22 protein-coding genes and 1 pseudogene are annotated in these 24,466 nt (G+C 72.8%); 10 read left to right on the forward strand and 13 right to left on the reverse strand.

The window, feature by feature from the left end; genetic code table 11:
* Positions 1–16: 16 nt before the first annotated feature.
* From CG747_RS24575 to CG747_RS24585, 3 genes are all read left to right on the forward strand, one after another.
* Complete coding sequence (locus CG747_RS24575) at positions 17–631, forward strand: TetR/AcrR family transcriptional regulator (RefSeq protein WP_100603996.1); 615 nt, start codon at positions 17–19, stop codon at positions 629–631.
* A 100-nt stretch (positions 632–731) separates the two neighbouring features.
* Positions 732–1,979, forward strand: a complete 1,248-nt coding sequence (locus CG747_RS24580) for a sensor histidine kinase (protein WP_100603997.1) — start codon at positions 732–734, stop codon at positions 1,977–1,979.
* Positions 1,976–2,641, forward strand: coding sequence for a response regulator transcription factor (locus CG747_RS24585; RefSeq protein WP_100603998.1), 666 nt, complete (start codon positions 1,976–1,978; stop codon positions 2,639–2,641). Before CG747_RS24580 ends, CG747_RS24585 begins: the two co-directional genes overlap by 4 nt.
* A 105-nt stretch (positions 2,642–2,746) precedes the next feature.
* Here the strand turns inward: CG747_RS24585 and CG747_RS24590 are convergent, their stop codons facing one another.
* Together CG747_RS24590 and CG747_RS24595 are read right to left on the reverse strand one after the other, a co-directional pair.
* Positions 2,747–3,502, reverse strand: a complete 756-nt coding sequence (locus CG747_RS24590) for a maleylpyruvate isomerase family mycothiol-dependent enzyme (protein ID WP_100603999.1) — start codon at positions 3,500–3,502, stop codon at positions 2,747–2,749.
* A gap of 159 nt (positions 3,503–3,661) precedes the next feature.
* The gene (locus CG747_RS24595) at positions 3,662–5,005 is read right to left on the reverse strand and encodes an MFS transporter (protein WP_374701815.1); all 1,344 of its coding nucleotides are present in this window, start codon (positions 5,003–5,005) and stop codon (positions 3,662–3,664) included.
* Positions 5,006–5,022: 17 nt separating this feature from the next.
* On the opposite strand from CG747_RS24595, the gene CG747_RS24600 reads away from it, so the two are divergent.
* Positions 5,023–6,240 (forward strand): ROK family protein, encoded by a 1,218-nt coding sequence (locus CG747_RS24600; protein ID WP_100604000.1) that lies wholly within the window; start codon positions 5,023–5,025, stop codon positions 6,238–6,240.
* A 610-nt stretch (positions 6,241–6,850) separates the two neighbouring features.
* Here the strand turns inward: CG747_RS24600 and CG747_RS24605 are convergent.
* The 3 genes from CG747_RS24605 to CG747_RS24615 are packed head-to-tail and all read right to left on the reverse strand — an operon-like array spanning position 6,851 to position 9,098.
* On the reverse strand, positions 6,851–7,837 hold the full coding sequence (locus CG747_RS24605) for a phosphotriesterase (protein WP_100604163.1): 987 nt from the start codon (positions 7,835–7,837) through the stop codon (positions 6,851–6,853).
* Positions 7,834–8,421, reverse strand: a complete 588-nt coding sequence (locus CG747_RS24610; RefSeq protein WP_100604001.1) for a DUF4865 family protein — start codon at positions 8,419–8,421, stop codon at positions 7,834–7,836. Before CG747_RS24610 ends, CG747_RS24605 begins: the two co-directional genes overlap by 4 nt.
* Before the next feature lie 23 nt (positions 8,422–8,444).
* Positions 8,445–9,098, reverse strand: coding sequence for a TetR/AcrR family transcriptional regulator (locus CG747_RS24615; protein ID WP_100604002.1), 654 nt, complete (start codon positions 9,096–9,098; stop codon positions 8,445–8,447).
* A gap of 235 nt (positions 9,099–9,333) precedes the next feature.
* Between CG747_RS24615 and CG747_RS24620 the strand changes: the two genes are divergently transcribed.
* Positions 9,334–9,651 carry an SHOCT domain-containing protein gene (locus CG747_RS24620; RefSeq protein WP_100604003.1) on the forward strand — a complete coding sequence of 106 codons (318 nt, stop codon included), beginning with the start codon at positions 9,334–9,336 and terminating at the stop codon, positions 9,649–9,651.
* Between the two features lie 16 nt (positions 9,652–9,667).
* Here CG747_RS24620 and CG747_RS24625 read toward each other — a convergent pair whose 3' ends face one another.
* Positions 9,668–10,162: an ATP-binding protein gene (locus tag CG747_RS24625; protein WP_100604004.1), complete on the reverse strand. Its 495-nt coding sequence runs from the start codon at positions 10,160–10,162 to the stop codon at positions 9,668–9,670.
* Positions 10,163–10,337: 175 nt separating this feature from the next.
* Positions 10,338–10,625, reverse strand: coding sequence for a hypothetical protein (locus CG747_RS24630; protein ID WP_100604005.1), 288 nt, complete (start codon positions 10,623–10,625; stop codon positions 10,338–10,340).
* 325 nt (positions 10,626–10,950) lie between these two features.
* Here CG747_RS24630 and CG747_RS24635 point away from each other — a divergent pair, with 325 nt between their 5' ends.
* Entirely contained in the window at positions 10,951–12,048 is a 1,098-nt protein-coding gene (locus CG747_RS24635; RefSeq protein WP_100604164.1) for a PLP-dependent cysteine synthase family protein, read from the forward strand.
* A gap of 40 nt (positions 12,049–12,088) precedes the next feature.
* Here the strand turns inward: CG747_RS24635 and CG747_RS24640 are convergent, their stop codons facing one another.
* On the reverse strand, positions 12,089–12,697 hold the full coding sequence (locus CG747_RS24640; protein WP_100604006.1) for a helix-turn-helix domain-containing protein: 609 nt from the start codon (positions 12,695–12,697) through the stop codon (positions 12,089–12,091).
* Between the two features lie 88 nt (positions 12,698–12,785).
* Between CG747_RS24640 and CG747_RS24645 the strand changes: the two genes are divergently transcribed.
* Together CG747_RS24645 and CG747_RS24650 are read left to right on the forward strand one after the other, a co-directional pair.
* Positions 12,786–13,412, forward strand: a complete 627-nt coding sequence (locus tag CG747_RS24645; protein ID WP_100604007.1) for a bifunctional 2-polyprenyl-6-hydroxyphenol methylase/3-demethylubiquinol 3-O-methyltransferase UbiG — start codon at positions 12,786–12,788, stop codon at positions 13,410–13,412.
* A gap of 42 nt (positions 13,413–13,454) precedes the next feature.
* Positions 13,455–13,658: pseudogene (locus tag CG747_RS24650) on the forward strand (DUF664 domain-containing protein); the annotation flags it as partial.
* Between the two features lie 73 nt (positions 13,659–13,731).
* On the opposite strand, the gene CG747_RS24655 reads toward CG747_RS24650, so the two are convergent.
* From CG747_RS24655 to CG747_RS24665, 3 genes are all read right to left on the reverse strand, one after another.
* On the reverse strand, positions 13,732–14,397 hold the full coding sequence (locus tag CG747_RS24655) for a hypothetical protein (RefSeq protein WP_100604008.1): 666 nt from the start codon (positions 14,395–14,397) through the stop codon (positions 13,732–13,734).
* A 224-nt stretch (positions 14,398–14,621) separates the two neighbouring features.
* Positions 14,622–15,095 carry an SRPBCC family protein gene (locus tag CG747_RS24660; RefSeq protein WP_100604009.1) on the reverse strand — a complete coding sequence of 158 codons (474 nt, stop codon included), beginning with the start codon at positions 15,093–15,095 and terminating at the stop codon, positions 14,622–14,624.
* 61 nt (positions 15,096–15,156) lie between these two features.
* A complete protein-coding gene (locus tag CG747_RS24665) occupies positions 15,157–16,005 on the reverse strand; it encodes a DeoR/GlpR family DNA-binding transcription regulator (RefSeq protein WP_100604010.1) in 849 nt (282 codons plus the stop codon).
* A 283-nt stretch (positions 16,006–16,288) separates the two neighbouring features.
* Between CG747_RS24665 and CG747_RS24670 the strand changes: the two genes are divergently transcribed.
* Positions 16,289–18,700, forward strand: a complete 2,412-nt coding sequence (locus CG747_RS24670; RefSeq protein WP_180985693.1) for a hypothetical protein — start codon at positions 16,289–16,291, stop codon at positions 18,698–18,700.
* Here CG747_RS24670 and CG747_RS24675 read toward each other — a convergent pair.
* Positions 18,670–21,087: a right-handed parallel beta-helix repeat-containing protein gene (locus CG747_RS24675; protein ID WP_219621533.1), complete on the reverse strand. Its 2,418-nt coding sequence runs from the start codon at positions 21,085–21,087 to the stop codon at positions 18,670–18,672. The genes CG747_RS24670 and CG747_RS24675 overlap by 31 nt on opposite strands.
* 53 nt (positions 21,088–21,140) lie before the next feature.
* Here CG747_RS24675 and CG747_RS24680 point away from each other — a divergent pair, with 53 nt between their 5' ends.
* The gene (locus tag CG747_RS24680; protein ID WP_146022152.1) at positions 21,141–22,640 is read left to right on the forward strand and encodes a recombinase family protein; all 1,500 of its coding nucleotides are present in this window, start codon (positions 21,141–21,143) and stop codon (positions 22,638–22,640) included.
* A 796-nt stretch (positions 22,641–23,436) separates the two neighbouring features.
* On the opposite strand, the gene CG747_RS24685 is transcribed toward CG747_RS24680, so the two are convergent.
* Positions 23,437–24,003 carry a hypothetical protein gene (locus CG747_RS24685; RefSeq protein WP_146022153.1) on the reverse strand — a complete coding sequence of 189 codons (567 nt, stop codon included), beginning with the start codon at positions 24,001–24,003 and terminating at the stop codon, positions 23,437–23,439.
* Between the last annotated feature and the right edge of the window lie 463 nt (positions 24,004–24,466).

Below are 24,466 nucleotides of genomic sequence, written 5' to 3' on the forward strand. Positions count from 1 at the left end.
AGTCCGGAGAGGTCTCATGTCACCGCGTGGAGTGGCCATTCCCGATGTCCGCGAACGGCTCTTCGCCGCCGCCGAGCGCCTGTTGGCCCAAGCGGGGCCGAGCGCCCTGACCAGCCGTGCGATCACCGCGGAGGCGGGCTGCTCCAAGGGGCTGCTGCACGCCCACTTCGCCGGCGGACTGGACGAGTTCGTCGCCGAGCTGTGCCTGGACCGGTTCGCCCGCACCGCGCGACAGGCCGCACAGCTCTCGGAGCGGGCCGGCCGGGACACCGTCGCCGCGAACCTCGGCACCGTCGCCGGCACCCTGCTGGACTCCGCGGGCCCGGTCATCTCCGGCCTCGCCCTCACCCGCCCGGCAGCCGCGGAACGGATCCGCACCGCGCTCCAGGAGGGCGCGCCCGGCTTCGACGCGATGCAGGAGGCGATCGCGGCCTATCTGGACGCCGAGCAGCGGCTCGGGCGCCTCGCGGACCGCACCGACACCGGCGCGGTCGCGCTCGCCCTCGTCGGCACCGTCCACCACCTGCTGATGACCGGATGGGCCGGGGCACCCGATCCCCGCCGGCAGGCGGAACGGCTGGTGGCGATGCTGGTCGGAACGGACGGGGCGGGGACCGGCAGCCCCGCCTGACCCCCGGCGGCCGGACCGCGCCGGCTACTCCCCGGGGAGTAGCCGCGACCACCGCGCCCGGCGGACGCCGCCCCGCCCCACCGCGGTCTAGCGTTGCGGCATGGACAACGCACGGCCGCCGTGGGCGCGGCGCCACGGCGGGGCGGGGGAGTGGCGGGCGTCGGCCCCGGCGCCCGGAGGACGGTCCGGCGGCCGGCTGCCCTGGCGCTCGACGCTGGTGGTGGCCGTGCTGGTCACCGTCGGCAGCAACGCCGCCGCCCACGGCCAGCACGGCCGCCTTCCGCTCGACCCCCTAGGCCATGCGCTGCTCCTCGCCGGAGCCGTACTGCTGCTCCTCCGGCACCGCCACCCACGGGCCACCGCCCTTGGCACCGCCGCCTGTAGCGCCGCCTACTTCGCGGCCGGCTACCCCTACGGGCCGGTCTTCGTCACGCTCGCGCTCGGCGCCTTCGCGGCGATCGTCGCCGGGCACCGGGTGGTCGCCTGGTGCGCGGTGGGCGGGGTGTGGCTGGTCCACCTGCTGATCGCGCACTGGCTCTACCGCTGGCTGCCCCCGCACCTCGGGCCCGCCCCCTGGGGGCAGGAACTCGTCGTCACCGCCTGGGTGGCGGCCGTCGTGGCGGTCTCCGAACTCGCCCGGATGCGCCGCGAACAGCTGGCCCGGATGCGGGCCGAACGCGCCGCCGCCGAGCGCCGCCGGGCCGACGAGGAGCGGCTCCGGATCGCCCGCGAACTGCACGACGTCCTCGCGCACAGCATCTCCGTCATCAACGTCCAGGCGGGCGTCGGACTGGCACTGCTGGACTCCGACCCGGAACAGGCCCGCACCGCACTGACCACCATCAAGGCCGCGAGCAAGGAAGCCCTCGGCGAGGTCCGGCAGGTCCTCGACACCCTGCGCACCCCGGGCGACGCCCCGCGCGCCCCGGCCCCGGGCCTGGACCGGCTGCCCGAACTCACCGAACAGGCCGGGGGAGCCGGCCTCGCGGTGGACGTCACGACCGAGGGCGCCCGGGTCGCCCTGCCGCCCGGCACCGATCTCGCCGCCTTCCGCATCGTCCAGGAGGCGCTCACCAACATCGTCCGGCACTCGGGCTCGCGCACCGCCCGGGTGCGGCTCCGCTACGCTCCCGGTGCGCTGGAGATCCGGGTCGACGACGACGGACCGGCGACCGCCGGCACCCGCGAACCGACCGGCGGCGGCAACGGGCTGGCCGGGATGCGGGAGCGGGCCGCGGCGCTGGGCGGCACCGTCGAGGCGGGTCCGCGCCCGGACGGCGGCTTCCGGGTCCGCGCGTGCATCCCGCTCACCACCGCGGCCCGCACCGCCATCGAGGAGGAGTCGTGATCCGGGTACTGCTCGCCGACGACCAACTGCTGGTCCGGGCCGGCTTCAAGGCACTGCTGGACGCCCAGCCCGACATCGAGGTGGTCGGCGAGGCGGCGGACGGACAGGAAGCCCTGACGGCCGTCCGGGCGCACCGGCCGGACGTGGTTCTGATGGACATCCGGATGCCGCTGGTCGACGGCCTGGCCGCCACCCGGCGGATCACCGACGACCCCGCACTGCGCGATGTCAGGGTCGTCATGCTGACCACCTTCGAACTCGACGAGTACGTCTTCGAGGCGATCCGCTCCGGGGCCTCCGGATTCCTGGTGAAGGACACCGAACCGGACGAACTGCTGCGGGCGGTGCGCGCGGTGGTCGCCGGCGACGCGCTGCTCTCGCCGGGGGTGACCCGCCGGCTGATCGCGGAGTTCGCCGCCCGCTCCAAGGAACCGGCGCCGGCCGCCGCACTCACCGCGCTCACCGACCGGGAACGGGAGGTGATGGCCCTGGTGGGCATCGGGCTCTCCAACGAGGAGATCGCCCGCCGGCTGGTGGTCAGCCCGCTCACCGCCAAGACCCACGTCAGCCGCACCATGGTCAAGCTGGGCGCCCGCGACCGCGCCCAACTGGTCGTCCTGGCCTACGAGTCGGGGCTGGTCCGCCCGGGCTGGCTGGGGTGAGGGGCCGGGCGGTGACCACTTTCCACGAGCGGCACCCATGGCAATACCCGCGAGCAGTGCTCATGACGAGGCGTCAGCTCGGCGAGGTGTCGGTTCGCATACCTGTCAGATGGCACCACGCTCCCGCCACAGCGCCGGCAGGGACGGGTCGCCGGTGACCTTCAGGCCGTCCCACGGGAGGCGGTTCCACAGCGCCAGGTACAGCTCCTCGGCCGGGGCCTCGACCGTCGAGTCCGGGGCGGCGTCGGCCGCGTCCGGCGTGGCGTGCCGCACCGTGCGCGGCGGTGCGTCGGGCGTGAGGTGCACCGTCCAGTCCGCGCCGGGGGTGTCGTCGGCGCGCAGCCGCAGCGTGCGGGGTGTATCCGTGCGGAGCCGGCTGCGGTCGGTGGCGTGGAAGCCCGCCAGGAGCTCGTCGACGCCGTCGGCGGCGAAGCGGGCTGGCAGGGGCGTGAGCGGGACGCCGGCCGCCTGCTGGGCGTCGGCGCGGTGCACCGACGTCTCGTGGGCCTGGCGGCGCGCCCAGAAGGCGAGCGGGGACGGGGCCGGCAGGAACGTCCACGTCCGCAGGTCCGCCGGTGCCGTGTGGAGCGCCACGACGAGGTGGTGGTGGCCCTCGCGCAGCCAGGGCACCAGCTCGTCGTCGGTCAGCTCCGGGGCCTCCGGGAAGGGACCGCGGTCCTCCCGGGGCTCGGTCACGAAGCCCGCCGCCCATCGGTGGACCGTCCCCATATGCCGCACCAGGTCCCGCATCCGCCACTCGGGGCAGGCCGGCACCGGGGCGTCGGCGCCGGCCGTGTCGGCGGCGTCCGCGAGCAGCCCGCCGTCCAGCCGCAGGGTTTCGACGAACTCAGTGATCTCCATGCGTCCGAGTGTGCCAGCCGCCACTGACAACCGGCAGCGCCGGGACCGCCGTCGCCCCGGCGCCCCGTGCGTCCGCTTCCCTCGACACGCCACCGACCGCTGAGAGCCGGGCTGCCGCGGTGCCGAACAGGCCCCCGCCCGGCCCGGGTTGGCCTCCCGTCACCTGCCCGGCACACCGGAACCGGGCGCGGAGCGGTCCGCTCCGTTCCGATGCGCCCCGCGCGTCAGGTGCGCGACCAGCGCTGCCACCGCGGCCAGCAGCGCGACCGTGGTCAGCGCGACCGGCAGGCCCCACGCCTCGGCGAGGAAACCGATGGCGGGCGGCCCCAGCAGCATGCCGCCATAGCCGATCGTGGATGCCACCGCGACCCCGTCCGGGCCGCCGGCCGTCCCGGCGCGCGCAATGGCGATCGGGAAGATGTTGGCCAGCCCCAGACCGGCGACCGCGAACCCGGCGCAGGCGCCCCACGCGGTCGGCGCGAGCGCCCCGAGCAGCATCCCGGCCGCCGCCGTGGTGCCGCCCGCGACCAGGGCCCGGGCCGGGCCGAACCGTTCGACGATCGCGGTACCGGAGAGCCGCCCGAGGGTCATCGCCAGCGCGAACACCGCGTAGCCGGCGGCCGCGAGCCCCGGCGCGGCGGCCAGGTCCTGGGAGAGGTGCAGCGCTCCCCAGTCGGCCAGCGCGCCCTCGCCGTATGCGGTGCACAGCGCGATCGCGCCGAAGACGAGCACGAGCCGGCGGGTCGGGCCGGGTGTGCCGGGGCGCCGGGGCCGGTCCGGGGCCGCCGCGCCGCGCTCCTCGGCCGGTACCGCGGCACCGGCCGCTGCGCGCTCCCGCATCAACACGGTGCCCGCGACGGCCGTCACCACCAGTCCGCACCCCGCCAGTACGGACAGGTGCGCGGCCGGTGAGAGGTGCCCGGCGACCAGTCCGCCGAGCCCGGCGCCGAGCATCCCGCCCAGGCTGAAGGCGGCGTGGAAGCCGGACATCACCGGGCGGCGCAGGGCGGCGATCAGTTCGACGGCGGCGCTGTTCATGGCGACGTTGAGGGAGCCGTACGCGGCGCCGAAGACCAGCAGTACCAGGCCCAGCGCGGTGGCCGACCGGGCGAGCGGGGGCAGCAGGATGCTCAGCGCGAGGGCGGCCCCGGAGGCGACGGTCACGGCGTGGCTGCCGAAGCGCCGGCACAGCCGCCCGGTGAGCATCATGAACGCCACCGCTCCGGCCGACACGCCGAGCAGGGCCAGGCCCAGGGCGCCCGCACCGGCACCGGTCTGCGCCTTGATCGCGGGGATCCGCACGACCCAGCCGGCGAAGAGGAAGCCGTCGACGGCGAAGAACGCGGTGAGCGCGACGCGCAGCCGGGTCAGCCGCGGGCCGACCGGCCCCGGGGCGGTGACCGCTGTCCCGTTATGCGGCGCTATCGAGGTTTTCGAGAGGTCGGTGGGGGTGTGGGCCCGATTGAGACTCAAGGCCGTCCGTATTTTGTTTAGCGTCGGCACAAAGCCAGAATAGAGGGGTGACCCAGACTCGGACAACCAGGTTGGAGCGGGGCCGTAGCGCCCTCGGACCCGCACTGGAGCTCGTACACACCGGACGCGCGCCCACCCGTGCCGTCCTGACCACCGAACTCGGCGTGACCCGGGCGACCGCGGGGGCGGTGGCCGCCGAGCTCGAAGCGCTCGGCCTGATCACGGTCGACTCCCGGCCGCACGCCTCCGCGGGCTCCCAGGGGCGGCCCTCCCACCGGTTGTCCCTCAACGAGAACGGCCCGGTCGTGCTCGCCGCGCAGATCCACGCCGACGGATACCGCGCCGCCCTGGTCGGCCTCGGCGGCCGGATCGTCGCCACCACGCCCAGCTGCGGCATCATCCCCGCCGACCCCGCACACGTCCTCGCCGAGGTGGTCGAGGCCGGCGCCGCCCTGCTGCGCGAGACCGGGCGGCGCTGTCTGGGCGCGGGCCTCGCAGTGCCCTCCGCGATCGCCGAACCCGACGGCGAGGCGCTCAACCCGCTCCACCTCGCCTGGCCTTCCGGCGCCCCCGTACGCGAACTCTTCCTGCGCGCGCTGGCCGAGGCCGGCATCCCCGGCGTCACCGAGAAGATCGGCTTCACCGGCAACGATGTCAACCTCGGCGCCCTCGCCGAACACCGGCACGGAGCCGGCCGCGGCGCCCGCCACCTGCTGTGCGTCGCCTCCGGCCACCGCGGCGTCGGCGGGGCGCTGGTACTCGACGGCCGCCTGCACAGCGGCAGTTCGGGCCTCGCCCTGGAGGTCGGCCACCTCACCGTCAACCCGGAAGGCGCCCCCTGCCACTGCGGCAGCCGCGGCTGCCTGGACGTCGAGGCCGACCCGCTCGCCTTCCTCGTCGCCGCCGGCCGGGAACCAGGACCGGAGGTCTCACTCCTCCACCAAGCCGGCGAACTGCTCCGGAACGAGTACGCCGACCCCGGCGTACGCACCGCCGCCGACCTGCTCATCGACCGGCTCGGACTGGGCCTCGCGGGCCTCGTCAACATCCTCAACCCCGACCGCATCATCCTCGGCGGACTCCACCGCGCCCTCCTGGAGGCCGACCCCGAACGACTCCGAGCCGTGGTCGCCGACCGCAGCCTGTGGGGCCGCAGCGGCGGCGTCCCCATCCTCCCGTGCAGCCTGGACCACAACAGCCTGGTCGGCGCGGCGGAACTGGCGTGGCAGCCGGTGCTGGATGATCCGTTGGTCGTCCTGGCGTAGGTTTTGGCCCCGCACGTTGTCGCTGCGCTCGGCTGCCCCGCACGTTGTCGGCTGGCCCGCCGTGGGGGTTCGCGTTTTGCGCCTGGCGGCGCGGGCCGGTCCGCTGCGCGGGGCTGGTCGGGTGCGGTGCCGGGTCTGTGGGGTGGGGGTGTGCCGGACTGCTTCGCTTTACGTCCGGCACACCCCCACCCCACAGACCCGTCCCCTCCCGTTGTGGGTGGGAAAAAGAGAGGCGGAGTGGGGCTGCGCGTGAGTGGGCCGGTGCGGGTCCGCTGTTGAGTGGTGACCGGGTCGAATAGCAACCGGTAGGCGACCACTCACGCTGACCCCCACCCACCGTTTCTTCCCCACCATCACCGGGAGGTGTCGGGTTGGAGGGGTCGGTGTGCAGGACGTAAAGCGCAGCAGTCCTGCACACCGACCCCTCCAACCCGACACCGCACCCAACAGCCCCGCGCAGCGGACAACAGCCCGCCGCCAGGCGCAACGGCGAACAACCCCCACGGCGGGACAGCCAAAAACGTACGGGGCCCAGCCAAGCGCAGCGGACCGGTCCCGCCGCAGGCGGAAGAACAGCAACCCCCACGGCGGGAAACCCGAAGCCCCAAAACTACGGCCACCCGGCCGAAACCGCTTGGGCGGCATTCGTCGTCAGCATCCCCCGCACCGCCTCCGCGCCCACGGCGAGTTCCAGCCGTGGACGGAGCCTGCGCAGCAGATACGGCATGCCGGGGCCGCCGTTCACCGACCGGGCGGCGGCCGTCGTGGTGTCGCCGCCGAGCAGGATGCGGTCGGCGTATCCGGCGTCGCAGAGTGCCGCCACCGCGTCCGGCAGTCGCCAGTCCGTGGTGTGGTGGGCGCGTGACGGGCCGTCGAAGGCGAGGTAGGCGCCGGCTTCGGCGGCCAGCCGGTGTGTCGTGAGGTCGGGTGAGCGGTTGAGGTGGCCGAGGATGACCCGGTTCGGCGGGACCGCCAACGCACCGCACAGCAGGTCGAGGACGTCCAGCGCCCCGGTGCCCAGCTCCAGGTGGATGCCGATGGCCGCGCCGGTCGCCCGGTGGGCCTCGGCGGCGGCCGTCATGGTGCGTCGGGCGTGCCGGTCCAGTCCGTGGAAGCCGCCGGCCACCTTGATCATTCCGGCCCTGGGGCGAGGCTCGGGGGAGTTCGTGGTGTCGCCGGTGCCGATGATGCCCTCGGTGAGTTCGGTGACGAAGAGCGCGGCGAGGTCGGTCGGGAGCCCGGTCAGGACGTCGGGGGCGTAGTGCACCTCCTGGTGCAGCCCGGTCGCGGCGACGATCGTCACTCCCGACTCCCGGGCCAGTCGCGGCAGTTCGGCCGCCCGGCGGCCCATGCCGTACGGCGTCCACTGGATCACCGCCGAGCCGCCGGCCGCGCGGAAGGCGCGCAGTTCGGCGGCGGCCGCCTCGGGGTCGGCGAGTTCCTGGCCGGGCAGCTGGGGGCTGCCCAGGAAGAGGTGGTCGTGTGCGTTGCAGACGCCGAGGAGGTCGGGGGCGATGTCGCCCAGGACGGTGCGGACGAGGGGGCCGGTGGGCGGCTCGCCGTGGTGGCCGGACGCGGCCGCGGGGGTCGGGGTCACCACTGCCGCCCGGCGCCCAGTCGGCCGGTGCCCGGCACGGACAGGTGCAGCACCCGGAAGCGCTCCCCGTCCGCGGAGTCGGGGGCGGTGTCCGCCCAGAGGGTGAAGTGGACCAGTTCCCAGCGCCGGGGGTCGAGGCCCAGGGCGGTGGTGTGCACGCCGTCCGTGGCCGCCAGCTTCTCATGTCCGGCGAGCGCGTCCTCGATGGCGGTCGGCACGTCGGAGCCCTCGGGGAGCGGCTGGGTCCGCTGGGTGAAGGAGCCGGGGGCGCGGTCGGCCGCGGGCCCCGGACGGTGGTACAGGCCCTGCCAGTTGTGGACCGCCGGCCGTCCGAAGTCGCGGACCACGCCGCGGAACCCCTCGCCGGTCAGGAAGCGGTTCATCCCCTCGTGGTCGGCCCAGAGGTAGAACGGCGCGTACTGGTTGACCGGTGAGCCGTCGGTGCCGCGCTCCCGGATCCCGTACGCCTTGAGGCCGAGGCCGGCGAAGTCGTCCAGCAGGTGGCCCTTGGTCCGCACCCGGTGCCGGATGGTCTCCATGTCGTAGTCGGCGGGCAGCGTGACGCGGTACTGCATGGCGTGCATGGGGCTCCGTAGGGGAGGGGAGGTCAGGGTGTGCGGGGCTCGGAGGCCGGGGGCGGTGTGGTCTGTGCGGCCAGGAGCGCCAGCAGGCCGTGTACGGCGGCGTCGAACGGCGCGGCGTCCTCGGCCGCGCGGGCCAGCACGTAGCCGCCCTGGACGACCGCGGCGACGCTCGCCGCGGTGGCCGCCGGATCGAGGACGGCGGACAGTTCACCGCGTCGCTGCCCCTCGGCGAGGACCTCGGAGATCCGGTGCTGGAGCCAGCCGAACATCGCGTCCAACGGGGCCCGGAGGTCGGGGTCCTGCACCACGTCGCGGTCCTGCGTCATCCGCCCGATCGGGCAGCCGCGCAGTACCTGTCGCTCGCGCAGCAGGTAGGCCGCCACCCGGTCGTACGCCGTACCGGGGGCGGTGAAGATCTCCTCGGCCGCCGTCCGCATGTCCTCGGCGGTGCGTCGGATCGCCGCCAGCGCGAGGTCGGACTTGCCCGCGAAGTGGTGGTACATGCTGCCCTGGCCCACCCCCGCGCGCTGGAGGATCGCCTTGGGGCTGGTGCCGACGTAGCCGCGTTCCCACAGGAGTTCCTGCGTGCTGACGACGAGCCGTTCCTGCGTGCTGGCCGGGGGAGTACCGGCTGCCGCTGCGCTGTCCTGCGTGCTGTTCACACCCTGACTGTACATACCAGTAGTTACAGAGATCAAGGGTGGTGTCCGGGGCCGGTCTGCGGGTCGATGTTCGGGGGCGGCGTTCGGGGGCCGGGGGCGCTCGGGTGCTCCCCGGCCCGTTCCGCGTACCCCCTCGGTCGTACGCGCACTGCCGCCGGGCGTACGACGACGCGCGGGCCCGCGGCGGCGAGTCTCGAAGGCAGACGGCCGGCGTCCGTGTCCGGCCCCTCCCGTCAAGGAGCTGACTTCCATGAACGCACTGGCAGAACACTGGTCCGGCGGCGGTCCGGGTCCCTGGATCCTGTTCGTCCCGCTCGTCTGGGCGGCCGTGGGCTTCGGCGTGGTGACCCTGCTGCGCCGCGCCGGGTGGCGGCACGGCGGCCCCGGCCGGGCCTTCCGCGGCCCGTGGCCCAGTCCCCGGCCGGCGGCCGGCGGTGACACCCCGACCCCGATCGCCGTCCTCGGGCGCCGGTTCGCGGCCGGCGAGATCGACGAGGAGGAGTACTGGCGCCGGTTGTCCGTCCTGGAGGAGCACTTCGGCGCCGGCCGCAAGGGCAGCGCGGCCTGACCCGCCGGACCTGCGGTCAGCCGACCCGCGCGCTCCGGTGCCGGGGGTCGGCGCCCGTCTCCGCCAGCGGCGCGGGGTCCCAGTGGGTGCGCAGCGCCCGGGCCTCCTCGGGGGCGGTGGTCAGCGCGGGGAGGGTGAACCAGACGGCCTTGCCCGGGTCGTGGGGGCGCACTCCCCAGCTCTCGCTGAGCGCCGCGATCAGGGCCAGCCCGCGGCCGCAGGTCTCCCAGCTGTCGGCGGCCCGCAGGCGCGGCATCCGGGGATCGAGGTCGTGCACCGAGACCGTCAACTGGTCGAGCAGGACGCACAGTTCGACGGTGCACTGCTTGCTGGGCCGGGCGTGCCGGTGGACGTTGGCGAGGAGTTCGGTCACCCCGAGGGCGGCCGGATCGATCAGGGCGTCGAGATGCCAGTACCGCAGCTGCGCGGAGACGATGCTGCGCACGTGCCCGATCCGGGCCGGGGCGGCCTGGAGTTCCACCGTGCAGTGTCTGCTGGGCTGCCTGATCACGACCGCGACTCCCTGATGAGGCCGGGCACCCCTCGTACCGGAGAGGGGTGAAGATCGGAACCGGCGATGCCCGCTGCGCCGCAGCGTCATCGCTGGTGAACCCTCGGTGATACGTGTCCAGAGTCCTGCAGGCGGTGCACCGCCGCAACCGCACCGCCCCGGCCGCAGCCGGCGTTCACGCGCGTGGCCGACGCGCCGCCTCCACGGCGTTGAGGAAGCGGTCCCGGGCGCCCAGGGTCAGCGAATAGCGGTTCCCGTTGAGGACGGCGAGCGCCCGGTCGCGGGCCGCGAACAGCGGCTTGTGGGCCTCCACCGCGCCGAGCGGGGCGCTGTCGATCTCCGTGCCGTAGCTGGTCAGCAGCGCCAGCCGGCCGCCGCTGATGCGGATCTGCCCCGCTCTGGTCAGGGATCGCAACGCACGCTCGATCCGCACGCCGGTCGCGTTGTATTCCGGCTCGGCCATCCTCACCACTCCCCGGTGCCATGGGCGGATCTCGTCCACCGCCCCCCGATAGGAAGTTTGCCGCCACAACGCCCGGTTCACCAGTGCCGCACGGGGCGCAGAGGCGCACAACACCCTTCCCCCAGGGCCTCCTTGGGGCCTCTCAAAGGGTTGTTTATGCAGGTGAGAAGCGTGCGCCGGGTGGTTATAGTCGAAACCGGGCCGGCCTTCCGGGCGGGCCCGTAAACCCCCGAGGAGCGCGCCGGTGAGCACCGCACAACAGCCGCAGAGCCGGCCCGGACACCCTGGACCCCGGGACGCGGCCCACCCGCCGACCCCGTCGGTCCTGCCGACCGTCGACGTGGACCGCTCGGATCCGGACTACCGGGACTGGCTCAAAGAAGCCGTCCGCAAGGTCCAGGCGGACGCCAACCGCACCGCCGACACCCACCTGCTGCGCTTCCCGCTGCCCGAGGAGTGGGGCATCGACCTCTACCTCAAGGACGAGTCGACGCACCCCACCGGCAGCCTCAAGCACCGGCTGGCCCGCTCGCTCTTCCTCTACGGGCTGTGCAACGGCTGGATCCGCCCGGGGAAGCCGGTGATCGAGTCCTCCAGCGGCTCCACGGCCGTCTCCGAGGCGTACTTCGCCTCACTGGTCGGCGTCCCGTTCATCGCGGTGATGCCGGCCACCACCAGCCGGGAGAAGACCCGGCTGATCGAGTTCCACGGCGGCACCTGCCACCTGGTCCAGGACCCGCGGACGGTCTACGAGGTGTCCGCCCGGCTGGCCGCCGAGTCCGGCGGGCACTACATGGACCAGTTCACCTACGCCGAGCGGGCCACGGACTGGCGCGGCAACAACAACATCGCCGAGTCGATCTACCAGCAGCTGCGGCTGGAGCGCTACCCCGAGCCCGCCTGGATCGTCGCCACCGCCGGCACCGGCGGCACCTCCGCGACCATCGCCCGCTACGTGCACTACATGCAGTACGACACCCGGATCTGCGTCCCCGACCCGGAGAACTCCTGCTTCTTCGACGGCTGGCTGACCGGCGACGCCGCGACCGACTGCGCCACCGCCTCCCGCATCGAGGGCATCGGCCGGCCGCGCATGGAACCCAGCTTCGTGCCCGGTGCGATCGACCGGATGATGAAGGTCCCGGACGCGGCCAGCATCGCCGCGGTGCGCGCGCTGGAGCGGGCGATCGGTCGCAAGGCGGGCGGCTCGACCGGCACCGGGCTGTGGAGCGCCCTGAAGATCGTCACGGAGATGGTCGCCGAGGGCCGGACCGGATCCGTGGTGACGCTGCTGTGCGACCCCGGCGACCGCTACCTCGACAAGTACTACTCGGACGACTGGCTGGCCGCCCAGGGGCTCGACATCACCCCCTACGCCCGGACCATCGAGCACTTCCTCGCCGGCGGCTCCTGGGACGCCTAGCGTCTTCGTGCTCCCTGCGGTGGGGCGGCCTCGGCCGAGTTCATCGCCGGGGCTCGGCCCGAGGCGACCGTTCGGGGTCGGTGCGTACGTGCGCACGCAGCCCTTGCGGCCCGAACAGGATGAGGAGCTCGACCGCGCCGCCGTCGGCACTGCCCAGCCAGTGCGGCAAGGACGTGTCGAACTCAGCTGCCTCACCGGGTGCCAACGTCAGGTCGCGCGGGCCCGTCAGGAGCCGTAGGCGGCCGTTGAGGACGTAGAGCCATTCGACGCCTTCATGGGTCTGCGGGGTCGGTTCGAGCGGTTCCGGCCGGGCGGGAATGATCATCTTGAAGGCGTGCACCCCGCCCGGTCGCCGGGACAGGGGCACGAAGGTCATTCCGTACCGGCTGATCGGCTTGAGGTGGATCCGGGGGTCGCCGGTGCGCGGAGCGCCGACGAGGTCGTCCAGCGGGACGTCGTAGATACGGGCCAGCGGCAGCAGCAGTTCCAGGGTCGGCCGGCGCTGCCCGCTCTCCAGCCGGGACAGGGTGCTCTCCGACACGCCGGTCGTCGCCGCCAGGTCGGCGAGGGTGATGCGACGGTCACGGCGCAGCGCACGCAGCCGCGCCCCCACCGCGTCGAGCACCTCGTCGTCCGTCGTGCGATCCATGAGGGCCACCTTGCCATTACCGCAAGATTCCGTGCCAGGTCGTGGCGCGCCCGACAAAGCTGAACTCCTTCCGACCCAAGGAGTCTTGATGAGCAGCACCGACGCGTTCTCGTTCTGGGACGGCGTCTACGCGGCCCGACCGGCAGCCGGCGACCCGCGGCCGAACGCTCGCCTCACGGAGACGGTGACGGGCCTGCCGCCCGGTGACGCGCTGGACCTCGGCTGCGGCGACGGCGGCGACGCGCTGTGGCTCGCCGGGCAGGGGTGGCACGTCACCGCCGTCGACATCTCGGCCGTGGCGGTCGAGCGGCTCGCCGCCCTCGCCCGCTCACACGACCTGGGCGATCATGTCGTCACCGTGCGGCACGACGTGCACAAGTCCTTCCCGCCCCGCCGATTCGACCTGATCTGCGCCCACTACCTGCACACCCCCTTCGCCCTGGACCGGTCAACCGTCCTGCGCTCGGCCGCGCACGCACTGCGCCCCGGCGGGCGGCTGCTGGTCGTCGACCACGGGTCGACCGCGCCGTGGTCGTGGAACCAGGGCCCCGACACCCGGTACCCGAGCCCGCAGGAGGTCGCCGCCGGTATCGAGTTGGACCCGGGGACATGGACCGTCGAGCGGGCCGACGCGCCCCGCCGCATCGCGACCGGACCGGGCGGGCGCACCGCCGAGGTCACCGACCATGTCCTCCTCATCCGCCGCACCGCCTGACGCGGTGGCCGGCGCCGCCCCCGACGAAGGAAGGCGACCCCTGTGCCCAGCACCACGCGCCGCAACCGCCGCGGCGACACCCCGCCGCCCCGGACCGGAAGCAGCGAGACCGAGGTCCTGCGCGGATTCCTCGACTACCTCCGGACGTCGATCGCCGCGAAGGTCGACGGTGCCCCCGAACCCCAGGTCCGAACAGCCGCGGTGCCGTCGGGCACGAATCTGCTCGGCCTGCTCAACCCGCGAACTGATCGACGGCTCGACCGGCCGCTGATCCGCCTTCTCCGCCCCGACGAGGCGAGGGGGCTCGCGCCGCCCTTCTCTAGCGGTAGGGCGGTGTGGGGATCTCGAAGGTGTGCGGCGAGAGGTCCCGCAACCAGGTGGCGAGGTGGCGGCCGTACGCCCGGCGGGCCGCGTCCGTGAGGGCGTCGGGGTCTTCCGGCAGGCCGAGGCCGAAGGTCCGCTCCAGCCACGCGAGGTACTCGGCGTACCCCTTGGCGAGCTCCTCCCGGTCCTCCCGGTCCTCCCGGTCCTCCCGGTCCTCCCGGTCCTCTTCATCCTCCTCATCCCCTTCGTTCTCTTCGATACCTTCCTCCTCCTCGTCCTCGTCGCCGTTCAGGGCCCACTCGGTGTCGAGGGCGAGCACCTGGAAGAACTCCCGCAAACCGCCGGCGACGATGTCGAGATCGCCCTCGTCGCCGAAGAAGACAACCGGCAGGGTGGCGAGGTCCGTACGGTCGTCGCACCGCCACAGCACGTAGAAGGACCCGGACCCGGTGGCCTGGGCGAACGGGATGAGCCGGTCCAGGCGCTCCTGCTCGTCCGGGCCGCACGGGGCCTTGAGGTCCAGCCAGTCCGCGATGAGCCCGGGGTACCGGCCTCCGTACGGCCAGAGCTCGAAGCCCTCCGAGAAGTACGCGGCTTCCATGGTGCTCTGGAAGTCCTTGAGGAGATTCAGCTCCGGTATCGGCGAGAACGCGGCGGCCACAACGGCTCCTCCGGCTAGGCGAGTTGGAACTCGTACGCTGGCTTCCCGCACTGACAGTCCCGGCCGGGCGCGATGGCCGGGCCCTCGGAGGAGTTCGGTTCGTGGGCCAGGGGCGAGGGGGCCAGGGGCAAGGGGTGGAAGGCCCCCTTGGCTTGGCGTCGTTGCCTGCTGCCGGCCGCTGGGCGTGCCACGGGCCTCGGGGCGTGCCGGGGCGGCCCGGGAGGTCAGTTCCCGGCGAGCCGCCGGTCCAGGGCCCGGATCGAATCCCGGAACGCGCGCCCCAGGCCCGGCCGTGCCAGCGGCATCAGCCAGCGGAACGCCGCCGGGCCGTCCGCCGCGAACGTCCACCGCAGCCGGGTCCCGGTGCCGGCCGGCGTCAGCCGCCAGTCCTCCAGCAGGGCCCGCAGTACGGGGGCGTTGGTGGTGTCGACCCGGTAGGCGTAGCGCTCGCCGGGCTCGGTCGCCAGCACCGTCTCGTCGAAGTGGGTGCCGCCGGTGAGCCGGACGTCGCGGCCGCGGCCGTCGCGCGTCGGCTCCGCCCGGGCCACCCCCGTGAACCAGTCGGCCCAGCCCGGCACGTCGCCCGCCAGCGCGGCGTACACGGCCTGCGGCGGTGCGGCGGCCTCGGCGGTGAACACCAGTCGCAGCGGTGCCGATTCGACGAAGTCGAGGTCGACGGGGCGGAGCCGTCGGGGCATGGGGCGAGCACCTCCAAGGGGGGCGGGGCGGACTGCGCGGGCCACCATAGCTGACGTGATATCAGCTGTCTGCGTCGGGCGCGGCCTCGCCCGCCACCAGCAGTTCCGTCGACCGCTCAGCGAACTCCGCACGCGCCTCAGCGGACAGCCCGGCATCCGTCACCAGCACGTCCACGTCGTCCAGGGCGGCGAACGAACTCAGGCCGACCGTGCCCCATTTGGTGTGGTCGGCGACCACCACCACCCGGCGCGCGGACCGCACGAAGTGCCGGTTGGTCTCCGCCTCCGCGAGGTTCGGCGTGGACAGCCCCGCCTCGACCGATATGCCGTGCACCCCGAGGAAGAGCAGGTCGAAGTGGAGCGACCGGATCGCGGCGTCCGCCACCGGACCGACCAGGGTGTCCGACGGCGTGCGCATCCCGCCCGTCAGCACCACCGTCGCCGCCTCGGCCGGCGGCCGCCCGTCGCCACCGCTGGCCGCGGCCCGCTGGGCGTTGTAGAAGACGTCGGCCACCCGCACCGAATTCGTCACCACCGTCAGCTCCGGCACCTCCAGCAGCCGCTGCGCCAGCGCGTACGCCGTCGTGCCGCCGGCCAGCGCGATCGCGCTGCCCGGCACGGCCAGCTCGGCCGCCGCCTTGGCGATCTCCGCCTTGGCGCTCGGCTCCAGCCCTGACTTCACCTCGAAACCCGGCTCGTGCGCGCTGGCGTCGCTCACCGGGAGGGCGCCGCCATGCACCTTCTCGATCATGCCCTGGCGGGCCAGGGCGTCCAGATCGCGACGGACCGTCATGTCCGAGACGTTCAGCCTGCGGGTGAGTTCGTTGACCCGCACGCCGCCCCGGCGTCTGACCTCGTCGAGGATCAGGGCCCGCCGCTGCTCCGCGAGGAGATTCTGGTTGTCGACCACCGCGGCCCGTCCCTTCCGCCCCGGCTCACCGCCCCGGGTCCGTGCGTCGGCTCTCCGCCGCCTGCGATCTCTGGTGCCCTCATCCTCGCACGAGGGTCCGACAGCAGCCCCGTTCCGGGTGGACCGCGACCAGGAGCCACAACCGGCACCCCGGGAACCACAACCCGGATGCGCATCCTCTTAGGGGGAAGGGACAATTCGAGGAGGGCGGCGCACCGCACGACCGACCACAGCCGCCCACCCCGGCACCACACCGCACCGCACTGACATCGGGGGAGAGCCAGTGGAGACCGCGGCCACCACCACACCACCACCCGCCCGCTCGACGGATCCGGGCCCGGCGACGGACCCGCCACCCACCACCGCACCGCAACCGCAACTCGCCCTGGAACTGCTCGTCCACGGCGTCGGCGGCACCACCCCGCAGGAGATGCTCGGCGACCCGCGCGTCCAGCGGATCACCGGCGACGACACCGCGGCCTGCTACCGCCGCACCGACGACGTGGACGCCGAGCAGCGGCCCGAGGACTACCGGAACCAGCCGGTCCGGGAGGCGTACTGCTGGTCCAACCTCACCTCCGGCAACGGCGCCCGCGCGCTCTGGCTGATCCTGCTGCCCTTCATGGTCGCCAACCTCGCCCACTGGATGCGCCCGGCCGCCCCGCCCGACCACCGCGGCCAGCGCGTCTACGACCTGCTGGTGCGGCTGCTCGCCCTGAGCCTCACCATCCTGCTGGCCGCCGCGGCCTGCGAGGTCGCCCTCGACCTCACCGCCTGGCAGTGCGCCGGCACCCCGGTCTGCGCCACCGGCAAATCCTGGCTGGGCTTCCTCGACCCCGCGGACGGGGGCTGGTGGAGCACCCCGGGACGGCGCCTGGTCCTCGCCTCCGTGCTGCCCCTGGCGGTCATCGGCTGCCTCTGCTGGCTCTCGCACCGCACCTGGAGCGCCTACGAGTCGGCCTCCCCGCCGCCGCGCCGCCCGGGCGCCTCCCGCGGCACCCCCGCCCACGAACGCACCGCGCTCGGCCTCGACGGCTTCTGGTACGGCCGCCGGCTGGTCGCCCGGCTGCGCGCCGCCCACACCACGGCCGGGTTGCTGACCGTCACCGCCGCGCTGCTGGTCGCCTCGCTCCGGGCCGACCGGCGGGCCGGAGCCACCACGCTGACCGCCGTCGGCCAGACCCTGACCGTCCTGGCCGTGCTGCTCGCCGCGGCCACCCTGGCCATCGTCTGGCGCACCGCCCGCAGCGAGGCCGCCCGCGACGAGGAGTCCGACCGCCCGGCGGTGCGGGCGCTGCCGTACGCGGCGCTGGCCGTGCTCGCCCTCACCGCCGGATACGCCGCCTGGGCCCGGCCGGAGGCGCGCAGCCACGGCCCGCTGCCCGGGGTCGCGGCGTTCGGCGGGATCGCCGTCTTCCAGGGCGCGCTGGTGCTGGCCCTGGCGGTGACCGCCTGGTTCCTCCAGCGCGCCGCCCGCGACGAGACCCGCACCGCGCTGCGCGGCATGGGCGGTCCGGCCGTCGCGCTGCTGTCCTGCGCGGTCGCCGGGGTGCTCTCCGGGGGAGTGGCCCAGCGCTTCGCGGACTGGATCGACGGGCCCGCCACCCCCGGCCAGGACCACGCCCCGATCGCGGGGCCGCCGGTGCTGCTCTCCTGGCAGGCGTCGGTACTGCCCGCCCTGCTGGCGGTGGTGGCCGCCGTCGCCGTCCTGGCCGGGATCCGGGTGCTGGTCGTCCGCAAGCAGGTCGGCAAGAACGTCCCCGGGCTCTACGACCCGCGCGAGCGCCCGGACGTGCTGCGCACCGAACGCATCGCGGGCACCATCGCCCGCGCCGGGCTCACCGACGCGGCGCCCGTCCTGGTGGCCGCCATCGCCGCCGTCACCCTCGTCCTGGGGGCCGGCGCGGTGGCCGGCGCCTGGGTCACCGACCGGGCCCCCGGCCGCGCCACCGAGGGCGCCCCGCCGTTCGTGCACGCGGTCGCCGGGACCGCCGAGTCCCTCGGCTCCTGGCTGATGGGCGCCGGGGTGATCCTGCTGCTCACCATGGGCCGGCGCGCCTACCGCGACCACTCCGCCCGCCGCACCATCGGCATCCTCTGGGACGTCGGCACCTTCTGGCCGCGCGCCGCGCACCCGTTCGCGCCGCCCTGCTACGCCGAGCGCGCCGTCCCCGACCTGACCTGGCGGATGGCCACCTGGACCGAGCGGTGCGACGGCCGGCTGGTGATCTCCGGCCACTCCCAGGGCAGCGTGCTGGCTGCGGCCGCCGTCTGGCAACTGGACCTGGCCACCCGCAGCCGGGTCGCCCTGCTCACCTACGGCAGCCCGCTGGAACGCCTCTACGGCCGCTGGTTCCCCGCCTACTTCGGCCCGCCCGCGCTCACCGGCCTGCACCGCGAGATGGACGACTGGCGCAACCTGTGGCGCTTCACCGACCCCATCGGCGGCCCGATCCTGCTCACCTGCGAGGACGGCCGGGCGATCGACGAGGGACCGCTCCGCGACCCGCTGACCTTCGGCCGCACCCTCCAGAACCCGCTGCCCGCGCAGATCCTGGGCCACGGCGACTACCAGGCCGACCCGGTCTTCGACACGGTGCGGGCCGAACTGCTCGCCCGGCTGGGCCCGGGGATACCGGGCCAGCGCACCGGCGACTGCGACCCTCAGGGGAGTTCGGGCAGGTCCTCGGCGTAGAGGAGGGTCAGGTCGTCGGTGCTCGGCTCGGTGAGCTCGGCGACCCGGCCCGCGTGCCGCTCGACCATCGCCTCGAACGTCTGCCGCGCGGTACGGCCGTTGCCGAACGACGGCCCCTTGGGCAGGGTCGTGAAGTACTTGAGCAGCGCCTCGCCGGCCCCCTCGGCGAGGCGGTACTCGTGCTCCTCGCCCTGCTGCTCGACGATCCGCAGCAGCTCCTCCGGCGCGTAGTCACCGAACCTGATGGTCCGTGAGAAACGCGACGAGATACCGGGGTTGACCGCCAGGAACCGCTCCATCTCCGCGGTGTAGCCGGCCACGATCACCACCACCGCGTCCCGGTGGTCCTCCATCAGCTTCACCAGGGTGTCGATGGCCTCCTTGCCGAAGTCCCGCCCGGAGTCCTCGGGGGAGAGGGCGTACGCCTCGTCGACGAACAGCACCCCGCCGCGCGCCCGGTCGAACGCCTCCTGGGTCCGGATCGCCGTGGAGCCGATGTGCTCGCCCACCAGGTCCACCCGGGACACCTCGACCAGGTGCCCGCGCTCCAGCACCCCCAGGGAGTGCAGGATCTCGCCGTACAGCCGGGCCACCGTCGTCTTGCCGGTGCCGGGGGAGCCGGTGAAGACCAGGTGGCGGCGGACCGACGCGGCCTTGAGGCCCGCCTCCTGCCGGCGGCGCCCCACCTCGATCATGTTGATCAGGCTGCGCACCTCCCGCTTGACGCTGTCCAGCCCCACCAGGGTGTCCAGCTCGCCCAGCACCTCCTCGGAGGGGCGGCCGGGCGCCGGCTCCTCCGGGGCCGCGATGGCGGCCGGCGCCTGGCGCGGTGCCGGGATGTTGCCCAGCAGCCCGGCCGTCTGCGTCGCCTGCTGCACCGTCGGGGCGGTCACCGTCGGCGCCTGCGTGGTCCGGCTCTCGTCGCTGGTGCAGTCCTCGACCGTGGGGCCGACGCCGGTGCCGTGCGCGTCGGCGAACTCGTAACCGCCGCGTGCGCAGCGTTCCGTGCGGCACCGGGTCAGCGTCGTCCGGCAGCCGTCGATCACGTGGAAGCCGAAGCCGGAACTTCCGGTGACCCGGCAGCTGTGGAAGGTGCCGCGGCCCTCCGCCGAGACGTAGAAGCCGGCCTCGGCCGGCGAACTGACCGTGCAGCCCTCGATGGTGGGGTCCGCGCCCTTGGTGACGATCACCCCGGTCTGCGCCCCGTCGATGGTGCAGTTGGCGAGCGTGCCGCCGCTGCCGTGGTCGCGGAACCACGCACCGGTCGAGGCCTCCCGGATCCGGCAGTCGTCCAGCTGGACGGTGGCGCCGTCGCTCACCGACACCGCGGTGTTGCGGACCTGCGCGATGTCGCAGTCCACGACGTCGGCCCGGGAACCCCGGTCCAGGACGAACAGCGCGTCGGGGACGTCGTGCACCCGCGTCGAGTCCAGCACCGCGGTGGCGCCGTCGCTGACCCACACCGCCGGGTAGTCGCCCGTACTGTCGTGGATCTCGCACTGGTTGGCGTCCACCCGGGTGCCCGGGTCCCACACCGACAGGCCGTTCCGCCCGAAGTGCCGCACCGTGCTGCGGGTCAGCGTCAGTACCGACCGGGACCGCAGGTCCACCGCGTTCTCCGGAATGTCGTGGATGTCGCAGTCGGCGAGGGTGAGCACCGCATCGGTGTCGAGGGTGACGCCGTCCGCCGTGGTGCGGTGCACCGTGCAGTCGGTGAGGTGGCCGGTGGCCCGGGCCGCCACCTGGACGCCCGCACCCTTGATCTCGTACAGCTCGCAGCCCACCGCCTCGACCGCGCTGCCGTCGCCGGTCAGTGACAGGCCGGCGCCCGAGGCATGGTGGATGCGGCAGTTCTCCAGCCGCGGATGGGCGCCGCCGCGCACCGCCACCCCGGCCTGGCCGGCCGCCATCACCTCGCACTCCTCGAAGACCCCGCCGGCGCCGTCCAGGACGCTGATGCCGACCCCGCCGGCGTTGTCGACCGTGCAGCGCCGCACCGTCGGACGGGCCCCGCCGCGCACCTCGATCCCCGCCGCGGACCGGGTCACCACCCGAATGTCGGCCAGCTCGGGGGCGCCGTCCTCCACCAGCAGCGCCGGCGACGCCGAGTCGGTCGCCTCCAGGTGCAGGTCGTGGACGGTGGCCGAGGCCCGTATCGTCAGCGCCACCCCGTCGGCCGGTGCGATCCGCACCGAGCCGCGGGCCCCCTCCGGACCGCGCAGCGTCACCGACCGCTGCAACACCAGGTTCTCCCGGTAGGTCCCCGCCGGCACGGTCAGGACGTCACCGTCCCCGGCGGCCTCCAGGGCGGCGGCGAGCGAACTGTACTCACCGGTGCGGCGCCGCCAACGCGACGTTCCGGAGTGCGTCACCTGGACGGTCCCCACACCCTTGGACCTCCCGGATTGCGGACTGTTTCCGCTGATCAGAGGATTAAAAGGTGACTGACGCTCGCCCACTGGTGGACCTCCTCCTTAGGAAAAGCAAGATCGTTCGGGAGGGAGAACAGGCCCTCAGCTTGCGTGCACAAGAGGATAGGGGGCGGCGGTGGGCGGACGAGAACGGCTACCAGGTGCGCAGGGTCTGGAAGGAGAACCTTTCAGCCTGGTCTGACGTGCAACGTCCGCAGTACGACGCCGCCATGGCCGCCATCCTCGGCGGCGAGACCAACGCATTGTGGTGTGCCTTCCTGGACCGGTTCAGCCGTAAGGGCGCAGAGGCGGTAGTCCCCATCCTTGGAACCGCCCGCGTCTTCTTCGACTACGAGCGCCTGGACAGCTCGAACGAGCGTGACCGGCGCTGGACCATTCAGCGAGCGGAAGACGCGTACGAGTACAGCCAGCGACTCAGCCACAACGTACGCACCACCAAGGATCGCCAGCGACGAGAGGGCCGTTGGCTGTCCGCTGCACCCTTCGGCTTGGAGATCAACGACCCAAAGGATCGGAAGATACGCCCGGCGGAGCGCTGGGGCGTCATCGAGGACGTGTTCTACCAGGTAGCCGGAGGCAAGGCCGCCCGCGCGCTTGCCCGCGAGTACAACAGCGCAGGCATGCGCACGGCCACAGGTAAGGACTTCACCGCTGGCACGGTCCGAGACATCGTGGACAACCCCGTGTACGAGGGTTGGCAAGTCGGAAGCGGTGGCAAGGGCCAGAAGCGGCGGCAGGCATACCGAGACGACAAAGGCCACAAGATCAGCGTTGCTGAAGATATGGCCCGCATGATCCCCGCTGACGTGGCGGAGCGGGCGCGCAGAGTTCTGCACGGTCACCAGTTGCCGGAAGGGTTCCGGCCTGGCCGAACTCTGCACCTCCTTACGGACCTTGTGCGCTGCGCTGGTTGTGGCTCCGCCATGTCGGCATCAGGGCAGTCCACGGCGTGCTCCCGGAACATGCACGGCGGAGTGTGCCCGGCCCCGGCCAGTGTGAAGCGCATGACACTGGAGCACTACGTGACGAAGGAATGGCAGTGGCGTATCGGAGAGTTGGAGATGGGTGACCCACTGATGGTGGCTGTGGCACAGCGCTGGCAGGCCCTCAACGCCCCGGAGGAGACGGAGGAGGCGCGAGAGGCCGTGGCAGCCGTGAAAGCTGCCGAGGCGGCCGTTCAGCGGCTCGTCGAGGACCGGCAAGCGGGCCTGTACGACGGCGCGGCAGGCAAGCACTACCCGCGTCTGCTGAAGCAGGCTGAGGCGGACCTAGCGGCAGCGCAGGAGAGGCAGGCGAAGTTCGCCGGGCCGAGGATCGATCTGACGATGTTCGACGACGTGGTGATGTTCCAGCAGATGTGGGAGGCATCGGACCTGTCCGCCAAGCGTGACCTGCTGCGGCTTGCCATCGACCGCGTGACGGTCACCAAGGCTCCGGGGCAGGGGCACAAGTTCGTGGGCAAGGAGCGAGTCACTATCGAGTGGGCAGAGCCCGAGCAGGCCGTATAAGCGATGGAGAAGGCGCAGGAGTTCGAGGATTTCACTGAAGCGACGTAGCGCCGAATGATGCCCAAGGGCCTACCCCGCCAAGGGTGGACCCTGCTGCGTTGCCCCTTCCTGTCCTGCCGGGGAGCCACTGCTCACTGCGATCTGAATCACTTCGCAAGGGACCTACTCCCGCCAGATACAGCCCCCTCACTTTGCGTAACCAGGCACTGAACGAAGGGTCGCCATCTGGAGGGATTAGGGGCCAAAAAGCTGCCCCTTGCTCCTTCTTTCTTATGACTCACATGAAAAAGAAGAAGCAAAGGGCAGCTTTTGGGCCCCCAAGGCAAGAGAGGCCGGCCCGTTAGCGAACAAGGCTGTCACGGCCCCCAGTTAATGCATATGAAGGCGGGCCCGTGCCACGGACTCCAGCGTCCGACGTGGAGGCGTGAGCACTCCGTCCGCCCGGCTCCTCCCGCGCGCCCCGGTGTCTTCCGGGATGCCGCGCGGGAGTTGAGCCCCAGGCCCCGTAGCTCAATGGGAGAGCGGCCTGCCGGTGGTCGGGGGTTGCCGGTTCGATTCCCGCCGGGGTCACTTACGTTGAACCGCCCAGCAACGTGTCTACTTCCGTCGCCGCCACTCCTGCCACAGTTCCTTTCGGTCTTTGGAGTTCTGGGGCCACAGGGCCCGCGCAAGAGCGGTCAGTCCAGAGAAGATGGTTACGAGCACAGCGACGGCCAGCACGGCGCCCCATGGGGCCGTCTCCAGCATGTTGAACACGGCGTTTAAGCCTTCCGACCTTGAACGGTCGGCGGGCCACTCAGGCAGCTAGTACGGCGCTCCCCAGCGCGCTGCGGTGGTGCCCGCCCCGGTGAGTAGGCACGGGGAAGGCATGGTTCGGCCCTCTGGGGGCGATCTGTGGGGTTTCGTCTATCGGCTCGGGCTGCCAGACGGGGACGTCCTCGGCGTAGGCACGCCCAAGAGCACGGGACAGAAGCAGAAGCAGAACGCGGGCGACGAACTGAAGGAGCCGGGAGACCAGCTCCGCGAGTGCTTCTAGATAAACCCGGGCAGCAGCCCGCCGTTCAGGTGGAGTTGCCGCACCACGAAGCACCATGGCCGCGACCCAGAGGCGCTGATGCACGTGGTGCTCAGGGAACTTCCGGACTTGCCCAGCGCAGCGCCAAAGGGCCTGGTTCAACTCGTCGTCCACCGACATCGGTTCGCGTTGGTGCACGACATCTTCAAAAAGGAGGACGACGACAAGGGCTGGATCTGCCAGTTGGGCCATGCCGCTCATCGACCGATCGGGCTGGGTCTCGCACAGCGACGCTAGGAACTCATCGATTAAGAGTTCCGGGGTGAAGTACTTCGCCTGGTCTCGCATCACACCTCCCCTCATGGGTCCCAGCAACTCTACAGCGCTGCGTCGGCACCCAGCGAAGAGAGACGCCCGGGTACCCGCTGGACGGTCAAGTGCATTCCGATCCAGCGGAGTTCGAGGACGGGAGTGGGCTCGGGTCGTTTCGAAGTCGATGCCATGCAGGGAGTACAGCGCCGCTTTCCCGCCGGGTGTTCACAGCGGTGAACCCGCGCGAGATTGATAGGTCTGGTCGGATGTTTTGAGGTCATTCACCCCGTTATGCGCGGCCGACTGTTCAGGGTTGTTGATGCAGAAGGAGGCTCCTTGGCTTGGTACAGCAGCAACCGACGCTCCCGCCTCCCCGCGGACTGGCCGGTCCGTCGCCTGTCCGTCCTGAAGCGGGACGGCTTCCAGTGTGTGGCGGCCCTGCGGGACACGGGGGCGCGGTGCGCGGCGCCGGCCACGGACGTGGACCACGTCGTCCCGG

This window comes from Streptomyces sp. CB02959 (assembly GCF_002803155.1).
Lineage (GTDB): Bacteria > Actinomycetota > Actinomycetes > Streptomycetales > Streptomycetaceae > Streptomyces.